This window comes from Sphingobacterium sp. ML3W (assembly GCF_029542085.1).
Classification (GTDB): Bacteria; Bacteroidota; Bacteroidia; order Sphingobacteriales; family Sphingobacteriaceae; genus Sphingobacterium.
On record NZ_CP107036.1, the window covers coordinates 5166109 to 5185318 of the forward strand.

Annotated in this window: 14 protein-coding genes and 1 riboswitch; of the genes, 8 read left to right on the plus strand and 6 right to left on the minus strand. The window is 39.6% G+C overall.

The genetic code is table 11. The annotated features are described in order from the left end of the window. Positions 1–8: 8 nt before the first annotated feature. A complete protein-coding gene (locus OGI71_RS21775) occupies positions 9–3359 on the minus strand; it encodes a UvrD-helicase domain-containing protein (protein WP_282251897.1) in 3351 nt (1116 codons plus the stop codon). Between the two features lie 100 nt (positions 3360–3459). Here OGI71_RS21775 and OGI71_RS21780 point away from each other — a divergent pair, with 100 nt between their 5' ends. The 6 genes from OGI71_RS21780 to OGI71_RS21805 all read left to right on the plus strand — a co-directional run bounded on the left by OGI71_RS21780 (position 3460) and on the right by OGI71_RS21805 (position 10699). After that, entirely contained in the window at positions 3460–3663 is a 204-nt protein-coding gene (locus OGI71_RS21780; RefSeq protein WP_282251898.1) for a hypothetical protein, read from the plus strand. A 77-nt stretch (positions 3664–3740) separates the two neighbouring features. Then, entirely contained in the window at positions 3741–4262 is a 522-nt protein-coding gene (locus OGI71_RS21785; protein ID WP_108634790.1) for a 30S ribosomal protein S16, read from the plus strand. A 227-nt stretch (positions 4263–4489) separates the two neighbouring features. Continuing rightward, positions 4490–5014 (plus strand): ribosome maturation factor RimM, encoded by a 525-nt coding sequence (gene rimM, locus OGI71_RS21790; RefSeq protein ID WP_282251902.1) that lies wholly within the window; start codon positions 4490–4492, stop codon positions 5012–5014. A 270-nt stretch (positions 5015–5284) separates the two neighbouring features. Further along, positions 5285–6136: a hypothetical protein gene (locus OGI71_RS21795; RefSeq protein ID WP_282251903.1), complete on the plus strand. Its 852-nt coding sequence runs from the start codon at positions 5285–5287 to the stop codon at positions 6134–6136. A gap of 102 nt (positions 6137–6238) precedes the next feature. After that, a riboswitch (SAM riboswitch) is annotated at positions 6239–6341 on the plus strand. Positions 6342–6412: 71 nt separating this feature from the next. After that, complete coding sequence (locus tag OGI71_RS21800; protein WP_120260295.1) at positions 6413–7369, plus strand: methylenetetrahydrofolate reductase; 957 nt, start codon at positions 6413–6415, stop codon at positions 7367–7369. A 300-nt stretch (positions 7370–7669) separates the two neighbouring features. Beyond that, positions 7670–10699, plus strand: a complete 3030-nt coding sequence (locus OGI71_RS21805; protein WP_282251904.1) for a DUF2723 domain-containing protein — start codon at positions 7670–7672, stop codon at positions 10697–10699. 66 nt (positions 10700–10765) lie between these two features. On the opposite strand, the gene OGI71_RS21810 is transcribed toward OGI71_RS21805, so the two are convergent. From OGI71_RS21810 to OGI71_RS21830, 5 genes are all read right to left on the minus strand, one after another. Then, a complete protein-coding gene (locus OGI71_RS21810; RefSeq protein ID WP_282251905.1) occupies positions 10766–11431 on the minus strand; it encodes an OmpW family outer membrane protein in 666 nt (221 codons plus the stop codon). Positions 11432–11705: 274 nt separating this feature from the next. Next, on the minus strand, positions 11706–13376 hold the full coding sequence (locus OGI71_RS21815; RefSeq protein WP_282251906.1) for a glutamine--tRNA ligase/YqeY domain fusion protein: 1671 nt from the start codon (positions 13374–13376) through the stop codon (positions 11706–11708). A 171-nt stretch (positions 13377–13547) separates the two neighbouring features. Then, on the minus strand, positions 13548–14195 hold the full coding sequence (locus OGI71_RS21820; protein ID WP_223581656.1) for a carbonic anhydrase: 648 nt from the start codon (positions 14193–14195) through the stop codon (positions 13548–13550). Between the two features lie 88 nt (positions 14196–14283). Continuing rightward, positions 14284–15819 (minus strand): SulP family inorganic anion transporter, encoded by a 1536-nt coding sequence (locus tag OGI71_RS21825; RefSeq protein ID WP_282251912.1) that lies wholly within the window; start codon positions 15817–15819, stop codon positions 14284–14286. 183 nt (positions 15820–16002) lie between these two features. Beyond that, entirely contained in the window at positions 16003–16314 is a 312-nt protein-coding gene (locus tag OGI71_RS21830) for a hypothetical protein (protein WP_282251914.1), read from the minus strand. 194 nt (positions 16315–16508) lie between these two features. On the opposite strand from OGI71_RS21830, the gene OGI71_RS21835 reads away from it, so the two are divergent. Both OGI71_RS21835 and OGI71_RS21840 read left to right on the plus strand, forming a co-directional pair. After that, complete coding sequence (locus OGI71_RS21835) at positions 16509–18050, plus strand: helicase HerA-like domain-containing protein (RefSeq protein WP_282251916.1); 1542 nt, start codon at positions 16509–16511, stop codon at positions 18048–18050. A 134-nt stretch (positions 18051–18184) separates the two neighbouring features. Further along, the gene (locus tag OGI71_RS21840) at positions 18185–19096 is read left to right on the plus strand and encodes a sugar phosphate nucleotidyltransferase (RefSeq protein WP_282251917.1); all 912 of its coding nucleotides are present in this window, start codon (positions 18185–18187) and stop codon (positions 19094–19096) included. Positions 19097–19210 lie beyond the last annotated feature (114 nt).

The following is a 19210-nucleotide window of genomic DNA, read 5'->3' on the forward strand; positions in this document are numbered from 1 at the left end:
GTGATCGTTTATTTTACTTCAATTAATTGATTTGATTTAGCATAGTAGAGGTAGGCTTTAACATTGTTGTAGCCTAGGTTCTCTAAGTTTTGCTTATAGTTGTCAACCTGATATTTATGTCCGATATAATCGGTTTGTGTAAATTTAAAGTCGAGGACAATTGTTTCTTCCTCAGATGTGAAGACTTTATCGGGGCGGATGGTTTCTCCTTTAGCGGTAATGATACTGGCTTCATTCCAGATTTTATATTTCCCAGTAAGCCACTGATTGATGATGGGATGGTTCCAGATCCGATTGATTTCTTGCATCAGGTGGGGCTCTTCCTCTTTTGAGAGTATACCTTCCTGAATGAGCTGACGGACTAATCTGGAAATATCTTTTTCTTTGGCGATCTGGGACATAATTTCATGGGCCAATATCCCATATTGCGCCGCTTTTTCCAGCATCATAATATCGTTGATCGTGCGTGTGCTGGATTTCTCCAGGGCCATCTCCAATTCTTTGGAAATCGGGTAGTGGCTGAGAGCAATGATATTGTCTTCTTGACTTTGATGGGCAACTCGTTCGATGGTCTGATCGACCTTTATATGGGCATCTTCTAATGTAAATGGAGCAACAGATGAATCCAAGACTTGATAGAGTATATCGCTTATATATTCATCCTTGATATCATATCCCGTAATTTCGCCGGTCTTTTTGTCTACAGATTCTTTAAATGATGGAGCAGTAATATAGAGGTGTTCAACGGCACGTGTTGTAGCTACGTAAAACGTATTTAGCGCGTCCATATAATTGAATAACATTTCCTCAAAATACTGTTTGAAAAACACAGACTTTCCAACTGTCGTGGTATATTTTATGGGAATTTTCCCCAACTGGGCAAATGGTGTATCGTAAGTGTCGATCCAGAAATCTCCATTAATCATCCCGTCCAGATCCCAGGAACAGAAAGGGAGCATGACAACATCATAAGCAAGCCCTTTTGATTTATGGATTGTTGTTACCTCAATTGCGTTTATATCACCATTAGAGGGGAGTACTATACGATTGCCATCTTCTTCCCAGAATTCTAGAAACTGAATAATTCCACGCTCACCATTGGTCGAGAAGGCCGAAATCATATCCTTGAAAGCCAATAGGTAAGGAAGGTGAATGTTCTGTTCCGTTGTGAAGCCATAGATTTCGATAAGTTTTTCTATTAAATGAACCAAAGGCTGTTTTTGCCAAATTTCCCAGGAATCGATCAATGCGTGGGGAAGAAAATCTTTCAGCGCACGGATGTCGTTTGAAGCAAAGGTTAACCAAGCGGTTTGATTGACCGTATTTTTCTGGATGGTCTGATAGAGATAGACCATTTTTGCTTTATGAATGCTATGTTTATCCGAATTATATACGAGCGCTTTTAATGTTTCTATCAACAAGAGTACAGCGTCGTTGCTGGCTAATGATAGCGCATCTCCGGAGATAACCTCAAAACTAAGATTCTCTTCTTTTTTGAAATCCATCAATTTTTGGATAACCAATTTCGCTTGTGCATTACTACGTACAAGGATGCCTATTTGTTTGGCATGGTATCGGCCGGTATGAAACCATTCACCTATCTTCTTGCATAAAAGATGAAGAGATTCTTCGATGACCTGGTTTCTCCTGTAGCGTCCATCTGACACAGAGATATACGAAATCTCGATGGATCCCAATTTGTCGAGATCCCCCTTTTTGTGTGCAGGGATTTCCTGTTGACTATGTTCATAGGCTTTAACAAGCATATTATCATTGCCTGAGGCTGCCCACCAACGTTTCCCCTCTTCGTCTAAGTTTTCGTCTACTTTTTCATTGAGAACACGCTGCAGATGTTGGGGGATACTGCTAAAAAGATAGTTGTTTAGCAGTATGATATTTGGGAGACTTCTAAAATTTGTGTCAAGACTACCATTTTCAATAAAGCTGGTTTTGGCACTCTCATCCAAGTGGAACGCATGACCAATTTGCTGTTCGACCTGTTGGAGCAATATGCGCCAATCTCCGTTTCGCCAACGGTATATACTCTGTTTGACATCACCAACAATTAGATGCTCACTCAGTGTGCCATTGGCATCGGCAAGTGCATTGATCAATAGGGGACTGTAGTTTTTCCATTGAATACGAGAGGTGTCCTGAAATTCGTCGAATAAAAAATAATTGAAGCGATTGCCGATCTTTTCCCAGATGAATGTAGGATCGCTGTTCTCGTCGATCCCAAGTTTATTTAACAGGATCTGTGAATCGGAGATTAATTGAGCGCCGTTTTCCTTACGCCATTGGGTTAGTAAGTCGCTCATTTCTTTGAGCAAACGTAGGTAATAGAGATTGTTTTGTACAGCCTGATAAGCAATGTACGCTGCCAGATTCTCCTGTAGTGTCCGAAAAGACTGTAAGATGGGAGCAAGCGCTGATTGGAGATCGTAACGTATATTTTTGTCACTATCTGTAAATGCGTCCTCATTGTCAATTAATTGAACATATTTGTCTAATATCTTGGCAATTTCGGAAGAACTTAACTTGTCTGTCTTTTTACTGGTCTTGCTAGCCGAGATAATCTTATTGCGTGATTTTCCCTTGAGCTCATTTTCACTGATGTTGAATCTTTTGAACGTATCATTGAAAGTTTCGATGGTCAGTGAAAGTGCTTCTGTAAAGGCGTTTATTTTTTGTTCGATTTCTTGATTCAGGAGATTGAAGACTTCCCTTGGGTTAGCTGAATTAATATAGCTGTCAAACTCCTGGAAATTTTCAGAGAAAATAAGGTTAGCCAGGCCCATCAATTGTTGTCGATAGTTCCAGTTTTCATTTTTGGCTATTTTTTTCTCCGCATAGGTGATGATCCAATCGAGGAGGTCGGGGCGCTCATCAAGCAGCTGATTGAGCATGACTGTCAACTCATTTTTGACTTTATTGACATTCATTTCTATCTTGTAGGCTGCGTCGAGGTTGAGCTCATAGGTGAAAGCACGGATAACTTTTTGAGAAAAACCATCAATTGTACTGATGGTAAAATGACTGTAATCGTGTAAGATTCGACGGTAGACACGATAGGATTTCTCCTGGATCAAATAGCTTGTCCAATCGGGTTGTTGCTGCAGCAATAATTTTCTGAAATCTTCGATTTTGGGACTGAGGTCGCCAATAGCTAGGCCGTGGAGCACGGAGAGTATGCGCTCTTTCATTTCTGCGGTGGCCTTGTTGGTAAACGTTACCGCCAATATCTCCTTATAGCTGTTTTCATTGGACAGCAATAATGTTAGATAATGTAGTGTCAGACTAAAGGTTTTTCCGGAACCGGCCGAAGCTTTAAGTATTTTTAATGGCGCAACAGATTTCATGGAATGAAGGTAGAAAGTAAAATGTGAATTGGCAAAAATGCCGAAGATTATTTTAACTGAAAAAAATAGGCTTAATTTGTATCTAATTTAGTCCAAAAATTTGGAAAATGCTTTTTTCTCTACCTCGGTTCAGGGGAAGACCAATCAGGAAATGCCGCCAGATTGGGCAAAGAAAACGCCTGTAAAAATTACCTTGGACGCTAGTGGCAAACCTACGGCAATGAATTACGTTGTTAAAGGGGATTTTGAAGGAGTTAAGGATGTCATTTTCAGCGAATTTTTATTAAATTATGTCTATGAATAAAAAAAAATAACTATCTTTGCATCCCCTCTAGTATGAAGCTCGGGGGATATGTTGAATACATAAAATAAAATTAAGAAATGGCAACTAAAATCAGATTGCAAAGACATGGTAAAAAAGGACGTCCTTTTTACCACGTAGTCGTAGCGGATTCTCGCGCTCCACGTGATGGTAAATTCATCGAACGTATCGGTTCTTACAACCCAAACACAAATCCTGCAACTATCGTTTTGGATTTTGAAAAAGCTTTGGATTGGATGAATAAAGGTGCTCAACCTACTGACACAGCTCGTGCTATCCTTTCTTACAAAGGTGTTCTTTACAAAAAACACTTACAAGGTGGTGTGAAAAAAGGTGCTTTTGATGAAACTGCTGCTGAAGCTAAATTCACTGCTTGGACTGAAGCTAACGAAGCTAGAATCTCTGGTAAAAAAGATGGTTTAGCTCAATCTAAAGCTGATGCTAAGAAAGCTGCTTTAGCTGCTGAAGCGAAGAAAAAAGAAGAAAAAGCTGCTGCTGTAGCTGCTAAAAATGCTCCTGTAGCAGAAGAACCTGCTGCTGAAGAGACTGAAGCTCCTGCATCAGAAGAAACTGAAGGTTAATTCTTTCATAAAGTATTCGAGAAAGCCGACTCAATCTTGAGCCGGCTTTTTTAATAAAATAGTTTATGTGTTAAAATGTGATGCTGATTGCTCTAATTTAAAATAGGAGCAGCTATACCATCATACCGCTATACAAGAAAATGAAAATTAAATAGATGCTGAATTTACAGTGGAAGCTGGAAAGAAAAGCATCTCAATACTAATATCCCAATACGCAATACTACAAAATGACTATTGATCAAAGTTTTTATATAGGCTATATCAGCAAAACACGAGGTCTAAAAGGCGAGATGCAACTGTTTTTCGAATTTGAAGACTATGAGAGTTTGGATATAGATGTCGTTTTTTTGGAGGTCAACAAAAAGCTTGTACCTTATTTTATCGATGCTATAAAACTGCAGAAAAATAGTACCGCCTACGTGACATTTGAAGATGTCGATCATATCGACAAGGCACAGGTGCTCGTTCACAAAAAGGTTTATCTACCCAATGATAAAATGCCAGAACGGGATCCCGATGATTTTAGATATACGGATTTGATCGGCTTTTTGGTGATTGATGAAACTCATGGTGAACTGGGGGAAATTACAGATGTACAGGAATTTCCACAACAATTCGTCGCGACAGTTGATATGGACGGTAAAGAATTGATGTTCCCACTATCCGATGACTTAATCGTTGGCATAAATGGAGAAGAAGAGATTATTGAAGTGGAATTGCCTGAAGGGTTAGTTGATCTTTATAAAGAATAAAAGTGGACGTCTTGTAAATTAATCCTTGATTACAAATCGGAATTTACTTTGGAGGGTCCGTCTTGATTCCCATAAATTTGAATCGAAAAAGGTCTAAGTTCGTAAAGGAATTTAGACCTTTTTCGATTCATTAAGTTGAGGTTTTAAATCGTATTTTGCTTCCTCTGACAAAATTTTTGTCTTGGGACAGTCAGGGATCTCTTACTCTGATGGATTTTGTTTAAATTGGTACTGAATAATCAATATATTGACCATTATAAACGATCTGTCTTGAAACTATTACTGCTAATTATTTCAACGATATTCTTATCCTCTTGCGCTTTCTTTGGGAAGAAAAAAGAATTTCCGATCGGAAATTATCAAGTTATCTGCGGTTATACCAATGACGGCTACCTAGAGGCCAAAACTAAGGATCCACTAAATATTGAACCTGATACATATTGTGATCATCCACTTCATCATCGTTCCTTTCTCTCCCTTCAGAATAAAGGACAATTTGTCCTCGCGATAGGTGATATCTTGATCTATGGCAAATATCGATTTGAAGGGGATAAAATTGAATTGGTGGATGATAAAAAGGGAACCCTCTCTTTGGATATAATTCAAGTAAAAAAGAATTTCGTACAATTGAAAGGTGATTTCTCCCAATTCAATTCAGCCCATTTGCCAAATACGGAACGGTTGTTTCTCAATTTTGAATTGGACAAAACACCCATTCGCGAGCAACCTAGTAAATTTGATAGTGTAGTCAATCTTTGGCGTAATATTCCGACAAGTGCTGAAAATGATCAAGAGGTAAAGGCCCGGGCATTAAACTTTTTAGATTATTCTATTGCATACTTTCAGCACATCTCAAATTCTGGCGTCCATAGTGATTATAAGATAGATGGGATTGAATCTCCAATTACTTATGCGCAAAATGGCATTGTACTGAAACAATGGGAAGACGTTCCTGTTTCATGGAAAGAGCTATTTTACAACGAGGAGAATGCATTGGTTGCCTATAAATATTTAATGGATGGGTTTAAGTACGGAGAGAAGGAGAAATATAGTGTCTCAGGTCTGCTGCTAATCACATTCTATTTAAAGAATCTACGTAATTCTCTTTCAACTTTGAAATAATTTGCATGGTAAAATCTGGGAAAAAGACAGCTTTGTTGCTATAATTTATAGCTTTTCGAAAAAATATTTTTGTTGTTTGGTTTTTTAAGACGATATTAGCAACGCTTATAGAGAAAGGCCGAGGGACTAGACCCAGTGAAGCCTTAGCAACCTGTATTGTTCAAGGTGCTAAATTCTACCCTGCTCCATGTGGGAAAGATAAGTTACATGCAGATAGACATATCCTCGACTTGTGCGTTTCGATGTAAGCCAACCCAAACTTAAAACAGTTTTTTAATGAAGATTATCGACCATATCCAGAATGCTAAAGGAAAAACATTGTTTTCTTTTGAGCTATTACCTCCTGCAAAGGGACAGGGCATCCAAAGTATTTTTAAAACAATGGATGAACTGATGGAATTTAAACCTCCCTTTATTGATGTAACCTATCATCGGGAAGATTATATCTATAAGGAACATGCAAGTGGGCTGTTGGAACGTGTATCTTATCGCAAGCGACCAGGAACAGTGGCGATATGTGCTGCGATCATGAATAAGTATAAAGTGGACGCAGTACCCCATCTGATATGTGGTGGCTTTACCAAAGAGGAAACTGAAAATGCTCTGATCGACTTAAATTTCTTGGGTATCGATAACGTATTGGTATTACGAGGTGATGCACGTAAAGGAGATGCTGATTTTATTCCAAGTGAAGGCGGACACGCTTTTGCAACGGATTTATTGGAACAGGTAACGGATATGAATAAAGGGAAGTACCTCCACGAAGATATTATCACATCTGAAAAAACCGATTTTTGTATTGGTGTCGCAGGATACCCTGAGAAACACTTTGAATCCCCTAATTTCAATACTGATTTTAAATATCTGAAGCAAAAAGTGGATATGGGTGCTGAGTTTATTGTAACTCAGATGTTCTTTAACGTGGAGAAATATAAGGAATTCGTAACCAAATGCCGTGACAATGGAATCCATGTGCCTATCATTCCAGGCCTAAAACCATTGACGACCAAAAAACAATTGGTTACTTTGCCAAGAATTTTCCACCTGGATATTCCTGAGGAATTGAGTGATGCAGTTGCAGCATGTAAAACTAATGCTGATGTAAGGCAAGTAGGCGAAGAATGGCTTGTGCAGCAATGTCAGGAACTGATTAAATTTGGTGCGCCAGTATTGCACTTTTATACCATGAGTAATCCAGGACCAACGAAAAAGATTGTCGAGAAGTTAGCCTAAAAAATATAAGAGAAGCGAGGGATTTTCCCTCGCTTTTTTATTGAACCTATAGCGGATATACCGTTTTGGACCTGTGAAATGAATCGCATTTACTCCATGGCCAATGTAGCTTATGGGATGAAGTATGCCATTATTCCTGCTTTCAAAATCAGCATTTCTCTTTTCACTATAGAAGCGGTCTTTTTCAAAAAATATTTTTAGTTAGACAGTAGTGTTAAATAGTGTTAATTAACATTTTTAAATCGAGATAACTATTTAATTTAAAGCACTAAAAAAATAAGATATACACCAATTGTCCTTATGATGTATAATAAATTAAACTCACGATTTGGTTTGGCCTGTGGCCTCATTGCTACTTTTGTCTACATTGTTACTGTCGAAAAGACCGTGAGCTGGTGGGATTGTGGTGAATTTATCGCCTGTGCGTATAAACTTGAGGTGGCACATCAACCTGGCGCTCCGCTATTTTTACTTATTCAGAATGTTTTTTCCAATCTGGCTTTCGGTAATACAGGGCAGGTCGCCTACTGGATGAATATTGGTTCGGCAGTCTGTAGCGGTCTGACGGTGACATTTTTATTTTGGACAATCACAGCGATTGCTCGGAAGGTTGTAAAGAAGCCACAGCAATCTTCTTTTTCTTACTCTTTACAGATCTTTGGAGCGGGTACAGTGGGGGCTATGGCCTTTAGTTTCAGTGATACCTTCTGGTATTCGGCCGTAGAATCCGAAGTGTATGCGATGTCCTCACTTTGTACAGCCGTGGTTTTCTGGGCGATTTTTAAATGGGAAGTGCGTGCGGATCAGAATGGAAGTGACCGCTGGCTGATTTTTATCGCTTTCGTCATGGGGCTTTCGATCGGAGTCCACCTGTTAAATCTTTTGGCTATTCCGGCCATAGCCATGGTGGTGTATTTTAAAAGGACTTCAGAAATTAATTTTAAAGGTATTATAAAGGCATTTTTATTAGGGATATTGGTTCTTGCAGCAATCCTTTGGGGCGTTATTCAGTGGCTGATCGGTTTTGCTTCCAAAATAGATCTAGTGTTTGTGAATTCTTTTGGACTGGGATTTGGTACAGGAATTCTTTTGTTATGTCTACTTTTCGCTGGCTCAATTGTATATGGTCTTTTTTATTCCCATAGAAAACGCATGTATACGTTAAATACAGCTTTATTGGTATTTTGCTTTATTCTGTTTGGTTATAGTTCTTATACCATGGTGCTGATCCGTGGAAAGGCAAATCCATCCTTAAATAACAATGCGCCTGATAATGTCTTTTCGTTTTTGGGTTACTTAGGGCGGGAGCAGTATACGCGAGAGCCTCTGGTCAAAGGTCCATATTATGATTCAAGGGCTGTGGATGTCCAAAGCAAGACCAGTTATCGGAAAGATGAATCCAATTATACGGCATTTACACAGGTTGATAAGTATACATTTGATCGCGAAACATTTTTTCCACGTATCTATAGCCAGGATGCAAATCATCAAGCCTACTATAGAAGTTATCTCAAGTTGAAAGAGGGCGAAAGACCACAGTTCTCCGATAACTTTGAGTTTTTCTTTAATTTTCAATTGGGAGAAATGTATGCCCGTTACTTCTTATGGAATTTTGTTGGCCGGCAGAATGACAAGCAAGGCTATGGATCCTACACGGAGGGCAATTGGCTCTCAGGAGTGAAAACGCTAGATAATTGGCGCCTTGGTGGGCAACATGATCTTTCGGAGTCACAGCAACATGATCCCAGCCGAAATACATACTTTTTCTTGCCTTTGTTATTGGGGATAGCTGGAGCGATCTGGTTGTATAAAAACAATAAACCCTACACTTTGGTGTTGACTTTGCTGTTTGTTTTTACGGGTGTAGCGATTGTTGTATATCTCAATCAGACACCACTGCAACCCCGTGAACGTGATTATGCTTATGCAGGATCTTTCTATGCTTTTGCGATCTGGATCGGACTGGGTACAATTGCACTGATGCGCTTTTTAAAACGTTTTCTCAATAACCGCTATGCCATGGCTACGGGATTATCTTTTGCGCTGTTGGGTGGACCAATTATTCTGGCACATCAAAATTGGGATGATCATAATCGTTCCGAGAAATCCTTGGCTCGGGATGTGGCCCGTAATTACCTTGAAACCTGTGCACCAAATTCAATCTTGTTTACCTATGGCGATCACGATACTTTTCCATTATGGTATCTGCAGGAAGTGGAAGGAGTTCGTCCCGATGTACGAATTGTTGTGCTAAGTTACTTAACTGGAGATTGGTATATGCAACAGGCCAAGAAAGCAACGTATAAAGCAGCAGGACTTCCGATTGCGATCCCAGCCGAAAAGACAAAAAAGGGTATCCGCGATTATATCCCTTTTGTGGATAGACAGTTGGATGAAGCCGTGGATATTCAGCAGTTATTGCAGTTTGTCACTTCCGATGATCCAGATTATAAAGTACAGCTGAATTCGGGAAATCTGGAGAATTATTTTCCGACTAAGAAGGTTAAATTGGCTATTAACAAAGCCGAGATCTTGAAAAAGAATGCCGTGCCAGCTTATTTTCACGATGCGGTCGTTTCAACAATGGAATGGGAAATCCCAGCTGACCACTTATCCCGATCGGATCTGACCTTGTTGTCCCTCCTTGAAAATAATCATTGGGATCGACCAATCTATTTTTCGAATATGCTCCCCAGTGATATTAAGTTGGGGTTGGACAAATACCTTGTCAACGAGGGATTCGCTTCAAGGTTAATGCCAGTTGCTGTGACCAATGAAAAGCAGGCGACTGCTGGCGAGATGTCAGCTTTGGTTAACGTGGAAGCCTTATATAATAATATCATGCATAAATATAATTGGGGAAATACCAAGAATGCAAAATATTTAGATACGGATTCCTTTCGCTTCTCGAGTATGTATGCGCGGGATATTTTTGGAAAGACAGCACGGTTGCTGTTGGAAAAGGGACAGGTTAAACAAGCTGGTGAAGTGGCCAAGAAAGCATACGACCAATTGCCTGATCGTGTATATGCGATGTCGGATGCGATTAATTATGTAGATATCATTGATAGCCTATATCGTTCTGGACAGGGACATCTAGCTGGAAACGTAGTCGATCGAAATTTGGACTATGTTTCACAAAATATGGAATACCTGCATCAGCTGGTATTGGATAAGAAAAATCTAGGCTTTGAATGGAACGATATGCAGACGGCACTAGACTCGGTCGATCGTTATAGAGATATCTTATTGGCAGCCAATGATAGCAAGCGACTGGCACGTGTTGAGGGGCTTAAGAAGCAGTATCAGCAATGGTATGGCATAGAATAGAAATTCAGAAGCACCTTTTGAACGATCAGAAGGTGCCTCATTTTATATAGGGAGCTTAAAGAAATGCTAGAACTTCATGCCAAACCCAACCCCCAAAAGAAAGGGGTTGATATCAACGTTTGCCGGTATTGATAAGTTTGGAGCCAAGTTGGAAGCATCCACTTGAACATCCGTCTTCAAAAGGATATACTTAGCATCTAAATTCAGGAAATATTTTTCTGAAAGTCTGACATCAATACCAAGTTGTGTGGCAAATCCAAACGCATTATCATACTTTACGTTCTTGACCGTGGGGCCTTCATTTGCACTATAGAAAATTGTGTAGTTTACCCCTGCACCTACATAGGGTCTGAGGTTTCCATCCGGAAGAAAATGATATTGCGCTGTCAAGGTCGGCGGCAGGAGCCATACACTACCTAAATCTACATTTGCTGAGGTGTTACCACCAATGGCACTTAAGTCGGAACCAACGGTATTGACCTTGTGTTTCGTTGTTCCTAAAATCAACTCCGCGGCGATATTTTTGGTAAAGAAATAAGTGAAATCTAGTTCTGGGATAAATTTTGTGTTGATCGCAATGTCGCCACCAATAGCGCTGATATTGGCCGATTCGTTGGGCATTACCGCGACTCCTCTAAGGCGCATCTGCCAGCGTTGCTCGGGAATATTCTGTGCCTGTAAATTTAAAGCGCCAAATGTAAGTGCGAGAGCAAGAAATAGTAACTTTTTCATATCGTTAATGGTATTTGTTTGCAGTAAAACTATTTGTTTTATGGCATTGAGTGAATGACGATAATCAAGTTAAAAACTGAATGAAATAATTTATTGGTTAACAGAAAAGATGTACCTTTATCATTTGCTGTTCCTCAAAATATGGACAAGCCGTGTTGTCTATGTATGTTTAGAAAGAGAGAGTCGGCTGATTTAAAAGGAACGTTATTTTACGATATAAAAAACAAAAGGTCGGAAACAATTCCGACCTTTTGTTTTTTATGTAATCGTTTACTTATCCATTTTTCTTCACTTCTTTCCCCCAAGAATCTTTTAACGTAACTGTACGGTTAAAGACCGGGTGTTCTGGAGTGGAATGTGTGTCTAATGTAAAATAGCCTAAACGTATGAATTGATACCCTTTTCCAGGTGTAGCAGTAGCCAGATCGGGCTCGATATACGCATGTTCAATCACACGTAAACTTTCAGGATTGATAGAATCTTTGAAATTTTCAGCTGCTGCAGGGTTTTCATCATTGAACAACCTGTCGTATAATCTTACTTCAGCTTCCTTTGCATGAGGAACAGAAATCCAATGGATTGTTCCTTTTACTTTTAATCCGGATGTATCTTCACCTGATTTAGAATTAGGTACGTAGGTACAATGTACTTCTGTTACCTTTCCATTTTCATCTTTGACAAAATCGTTACAGGTAACAATATAAGCGTGTTTTAGACGAACCGAAAGCCCTGGACCGAGACGGAAGAATTTTTTTGGAGCATCTTCCATAAAATCTTCACGTTCTATCCAAAGTTCTTTGGAAAAAGGTATAATCCGAGTACCTTCACCGCCTTCCACTTCAGGGTTATTCTCACCGACTAAATCTTCCACTTGACCATCCGGATAGTTTGTGATCACTAATTTGATCGGATCAAGGACAGCCATTCTACGCCAAGCAGTTTTGTTGAGATCCTCCCGGATACAGAACTCCAACAGACTGACGTCTATCATATTTTCACGTTTTTGAACTCCGATCTTATCGCAGAAGTTGCGAATACTTGCCGGTGTATATCCTCTTCTTCTCAAACCGGAGATCGTTGGCATACGAGGGTCATCCCAGCTTTCAACAAATTTATCATTGACCAATTGCAATAATTTTCGTTTGCTCATGACCGTGTAAGTCATGTTTAAGCGTGCAAATTCATATTGTTTGGACGGGAAAATTTCCAGTTTATCGATACACCAATCATAAAGAGGACGGTGTGGGATAAATTCAAGGGTACAGATCGAATGTGTGATTTTCTCAATTGAATCCGATTGACCATGTGCAAAATCATACATTGGGTAGATGCACCATTGATTGCCTGTCCGGTGATGGTGGGCATGTTTGATGCGATATAACAAAGGATCACGCAGGTGCATATTTGGACTAGCCAAATCTATTTTTGCACGGAGAACTTTCTCCCCATCCTTATATTTCCCAGCTCGCATATCTGCGAATAGGGTCAGATTTTCGTCTATAGATCGGGCGCGATAAGGTGTCGGAACGCCCGGTTCTGTGGGCGTACCTTTTGCTGCAGCAATTTCTTCCGCTGTGCTATCGTCCACGTACGCTAAACCTTTTTTTATGAGCTCAACAGCGTAGCTGTAAAGTGTTTCAAAATAATCCGAAGTATATAATTCTTCCGCCCACTGGAATCCTAGCCATTGAATATCTTTTTTAATGCTTTCAACATACTCGGTATCCTCAGTGACAGGGTTAGTGTCATCAAAACGTAGATTAGTCTTGCCGTTATACTGCTGTGCTAATCCAAAATTTAAGCAGATGGATTTGGCGTGACCAATGTGGAGGTAACCATTTGGCTCAGGAGGAAAACGTGTCAATACACGCCCGCCATGTTTTCCTGTACGAAGATCTTCTTCGACAATTTCCTCGATAAAATTTAATGATTTTTCTTCACTCATAATACAAAGTTAATTATTAGAAGCGAGATATTAGCTAGGAGATGATAGATATTCAGCTTAGTCTGAGCCGGTAATCAACCGAAAAATACCTACTTTAGTTGTGATTGAGGGGGTAGTGATAACTTGAAATAAAAAAGGGACGAAGATCCGTCCCTTTTTACCGATTTGTTACTATTTGAAAGCGAACACCTTTCCAAGGGATTCATTGCTTGTAAATGTACAACTTTGATCAATCAATTGACCTGTTCCGATATTGATTACCATACCATGCACAGCTAGTGCCTGACCATTTTTCCATGCATTTTGAATGATGGAAGTAGAACAAAGATTAAAAACCTGTTCTTTGACATTGAGTTCAACTAAGCGGTCTACTTTCTTTTCGTTATCTTCGATGCTATCTATCTCTTCGCTATGCAAACGGTATACATCTTTGATGTGACCTAACCAGTTATCAATGATACCATATTGATTGCGACTTAAAGATGCAGCAACCCCACCACAACCATAATGTCCAGCTACAATGACCTGTTGTACTTTTAATACATTGACGGCATAATCTAGGACACTTAATAAACTCATGTCTGAGTGGATAACCATATTGGCGATATTACGGTGTACAAAGACCTCACCTGGTTTTGTACCGGTCAACTCGTTGGCTGGTACACGGCTGTCTGCACAGCCGATCCAAAGAATTTCAGGATTTTGACCTTTTGCAAGTTGTTGGAAACGTCCTGTCGTGTCATTCTTCACAAAATCCATCCATTCCTGATTTCCCTTAATAATATTGTCAAATCCTGTTTTTAAATCTTTATTTTCCATATTCCTTTTTTAATATCACTTTGCCCTAGAGCTCTTTTTTTGATAAAATAATACAAATTTCTTAGTTTATTGTTTACTGGAAACAACTTTATTTTTTATAAACGACCTGTAAAAGTTCGATCTCCTTGCCTTTACTTTTTGCGTTCTGTTCAAAGTCTTTAATGACTTCGATAACATCCTTGTCGATAAATTTACTGAATGTCCCATCGATACGGATCTTACTGACCGATTTTGGTAAACTATATAGTTTCTGCTGGATAGGAACCTTGTTCAAAAATGAAACTTCCTCTGCTAATACAATGACAGCCTTATCCTCTTCGTTGTCCTTTTCAATATTATATTTAAAAGCATTTTTCATATTTGCTCTTAGAATATAGAATGTCGCCACAACGATTCCAATTCCAACACCCATTAATAAGTCGGTAAATACGATAGCGACAATAGTCACGAAAAACGGAATGAATTGATCCAGACCTTTTCGATACATTGAGGTAAATAAGCTTGGTTTAGCTAATTTATACCCTGTATGTAAAAGTATTGCGGCAAGACATGCTAGCGGAATCATATTTAACATTGTTGGAATAGCCAACATGGCAACGAGCAGCCAGATACCGTGTAAGATTGCAGACTGTCTGGTCTTTCCACCAGCATTGACATTGGCTGATGACCGTACGATAACTGAGGTTAATGGCAGTCCACCTAAGAGTCCACTTGTCATATTACCGATTCCCTGAGCAACCAGTTCGCGGTTGGTTGGTGTATTGCGTTTATATGGATCAATCTTGTCTACTGCTTCAATACTCAATAAGGTCTCCAAACTGGCAATAATGGCAATGGTAAATGCTGCGATCCAAACATCCTTATTGACGATCTGGGTGAAGTCAGGTAATGTGAATAAACCTGTAAACTCTGCAAACGACCCTACAATTGGCACAAGTACAAATTGTTTATCGTGTAATTGAAAAAAGGAGCCATTAAAAAGATAAGCCAAAGCGACCCCGACAATAACGACTACCAGCGGAGCAGGCACTTTATTCAATTTAGGGATTGCTGGCCAAAAGATCAGAATGGCTAACGATAGGGCACAGATAATCAATGCACCAAAATTGATGGCTGAGGCAACGGTGTCAAAATATGCACCTATGCCGTGCCCATTGTCCAGCTCAAAAGCGTGTGTCTCGATCAATCCCAAGGCCAAAGGGATTTGTTTCATGATAATGGTAATACCGATCGCGGCCAACATGCCGACGATGACTGCGGAAGGGAAATAATTTCCGATCATACCCGCTTTTAGAATACCGAGAATTACTTGTACAACACCTGCGATGACAACCGCAAGGAGAAAGGTTTCATAGGCGCCTAGGCTCTGGATAGCTCCTAGAACGATAACTGTGAGGCCAGCAGCTGGCCCACTGACACTGAGTGGTGATTTACTGATTGAAGCAACAACGATTCCACCAATTACACCAGTCAATAATCCTGCAAACAATGGCGCACCTGAGGCCATTGCAATTCCCAAACATAATGGAAGTGCCACCAAAAACACCACAACACTAGCAGGGAAATCATATTTTAAGTCTCTTTTCGAAAGTTTCAGAAAAGCCGACGTACGAGTTCCAAACATAAAATTTGTGTTTATCTGTATAATAAATCTTCCTGAAGCCACCTGCAACAACAGCAATAGATACCAAATTGAAGGGTATTAGATGCTAAGGAGCGTTGTACTTTCAGAAGAAATCAATAAGAAACCGCATACTGGGATTCAGTATGGGGACAATTTGAATACATCCATAAAGGGATGCCTTTATTAACAGTTAGGAGGCGGCGTTGGAACCGTAGGATGGAAAGCTAAAATGCTTTTCTCGTTTTTAAGGTAATTCTTTTGTTTTCCTTGGTTCTCAACAATGGTAGTCTCGAATACAATGGGTTCGTCTGTTTTTGTATTGAAAAATTTTGAGGCAGTTTCAAGCGTATCAGTGCTTGCGCCATTATTGTTCTCGATTTCTATTTGTAAAACAATTTGTAAAATGGTATTCTGGTCTAAGCTGTTGGAAAAAATAGGCGATATAGAGATGGCCATCTTTGTGAAAAAGATGATCGCACATAAGAATGCTGCCACAAATCTAAATCTCTTATTTAACATTTTTTAGTACCTTTAATAGTGTTGTTTTACATGGTAAAAATAGCAATTCTATGTTAATTTCAAATTAAAAGTGCATAAAAAATGAATTTTGGCACGAAATTGTGACGAAAAGATTATTTTTTGTAGAGTTTTCAATAGCATTTATGAACTATAAATATTAAGCCTTTTCTATGGCAAATAAAGAACAATTTATCGAGAAGGTTCAGTCTTCTTATAACCCCAAGGGGGCTTTTATATATTTGGGAGCGGGTATTTTGAATGGTGAAATTTTAGCGGATGCAAAGGTCAATCTGGCACTGAAAATGATGAATCGCCACGGGCTGATTGCCGGTGCTACAGGGACAGGTAAAACCAGGACGCTACAATTGATTGCTGAGCAATTATCAGACGCATCTGTGTCGGTATTTATGTTGGATGTAAAAGGTGATCTATCTGGTCTTGCTGTGCCAGGAATGACCAATCAGGCACTGTTGGATCGTGGAAATGCGGTAGGAGTACCCTTCCAACCAGCGAGTTTTCCTGTTGAGCTCTATTCCTTGTCAGGAAACAAGGGGATTCCGATGCGCATTACGATCGATGATTTTGGACCTGTCTTGTTGGGAAGGATCCTGGAATTGAATGAAACTCAGACCGGGGTTTTGGCAGCGATGTTTAAATATGCGCAAGATCATCAGATGCCATTAATAGACTTTACAGATACCAAAAAGTTGTTAACTTATCTTTCTGACGGTCCCGGAAGCGAGGAAATCAAAAATGACTACGGTAAGATCAGTTCCGCAAGTTCAGGAACGATTTTGCGTAAGATCGTCGCCCTAGAGCAACAGGGATTGGCACATATCTTTGGAGAAAAGGAGTTCGATATCAATGACTTATTTCAGAAAGTTGACGGAAAGGGTATAATCAGTTTACTGAACATTTCGGACGTACAGGATCAACCAGTGCTCTATTCTACATTTTTGTTGAGTCTGCTCGCCCAGCTATTTAAGAATATGCCCGAAGTGGGGGATTTGGATCAGCCGAAACTGGTATTTTTCTTTGACGAAGCACATCTTCTTTTTAACGGAGCTTCCAAAGCCTTTTTAACCCAGGTGGATCAGATTATCCGTCTTATCCGCTCCAAAGGAATCGGCGTATTTTTCTGTACACAGTCTCCGACAGATGTTCCGGAATCGGTATTGGCCCAATTGGGAAATAGGGTACAACATGCTTTGCGAGCCTTTACACCGAATGATGCTGAAAATCTAAAAAAAACAGTGAAAACCTACCCTAAATCGGACTTCTATGAGATTGATCAGATTTTGACTTCTTTGGGTACCGGTCAAGCCTTAATTACGGTACTGAATGATAAAGGTATTCCTACAGAAGTGGTGGCAACCCATCTGGTACCAGCCCGTGCTGTAATGGGCCCCGCAGACGATGCGACAATCAATCAAATTATTAATCAATCTGACTTAAAGGCAAAATATCAGGAAAGACAGGAAAATCGGTCTGCCGCTGAGATGATCGATGAGAAAATGCAGGTTGTACAGCAGGAAGAACAGCGTGCAGCTGCGGAAAAAGAAGCTGCCAAAGCTGATCGACCTACATCCAGAAGACAGACGCCATTAGAAGCTGCGCAGCGTACCGCGACAACGACACTCGCAAGAGAAGGGGTCAAACTTTTAGGGAAATTGGCGACCGGTCTATTGAATGCATTCTTAAAAAAGAAATAACACAAATTTATTGATGATTTTCGTCCCGATACACTATTTTTAGACGTTGATCAGCACTTAGCTAAATTTGCTTTTAAGGGCAATTTTAGCTAAGTTTGCGGACGAAAAGAAAGTTCTATTAATACAATTTAAATATGAGTAAACCAACCCTTTTGATTTTGGCAGCAGGAATGGCTAGCCGGTATGGTTCTTTAAAACAAGTAGATGGTTTTGGCCCACACGGCGAGACAATTATTGACTATTCAATCTATGATGCCATCCGCGCAGGATTTGGAAAAGTTGTATTCATTATTCGGGAAGAATTCCTGGAGAAAATGAAAGAAGTTTTTGATAAAAAATTGGAAGGTAAAATAGAAGTTGACTACGCTTTTCAAAATTTTGATTTAACGAAATTTGGCGTGAATCACGTCATCGAAAGAACGAAACCTTGGGGTACAGCACATGCTGTCATGAGCGCTAAGGATAAAGTAAATGAACCATTCTGCGTAATCAATGCAGACGATTTCTATGGTTCAGATTCCTTTGACAAAATGGCGAAGTTTTTAACCACTGAGGTATCAGATCAACAAATGTCATTGATGGGCTTTCAGGTCGGTAATACAATGTCTGATTATGGCTATGTATCACGTGGTGTCTGTGAAGTTAGTCCAACAGGACAAATGGACAGTGTCACAGAGCGTACAAATATTTATTACAAAGGTGAGGGTGATGATCGTAAAATTGTTTATGAAGAAAACGGCGTTGAAAACGATTTAGATCCAGAAACGCGTGTATCGATGAATTTTTGGGGCTTTACGCCAAAAATCTTCGAAGTAGCACAAGCGATGTTTCCAGCTTTTGTTGAAGAAAACAAAGAGAATTTGAAAGCGGAATTCTTTATTCCTTCGGTTCCGGATTATATGGTGAAACATAAAATGGCGGATTTCAAAGTAATCCCGACATCATCGAAATGGTTTGGTGTAACCTATAAAGAAGATAAACCTATCGTTCAAGAATCAATTTCTAAATTGGTTGCCGATGGTGTATATCCTGAAAAGTTATTTTAAGAGCTAAGAGAAATAGCTTATATTGAACCTGTGTTGTTTGACAATACAGGTTTTTTTGTGCTTAACAATGCAGATGCTGTGGATGGGTTGCTGTGCTGTTTTAGGAGAAGGAGT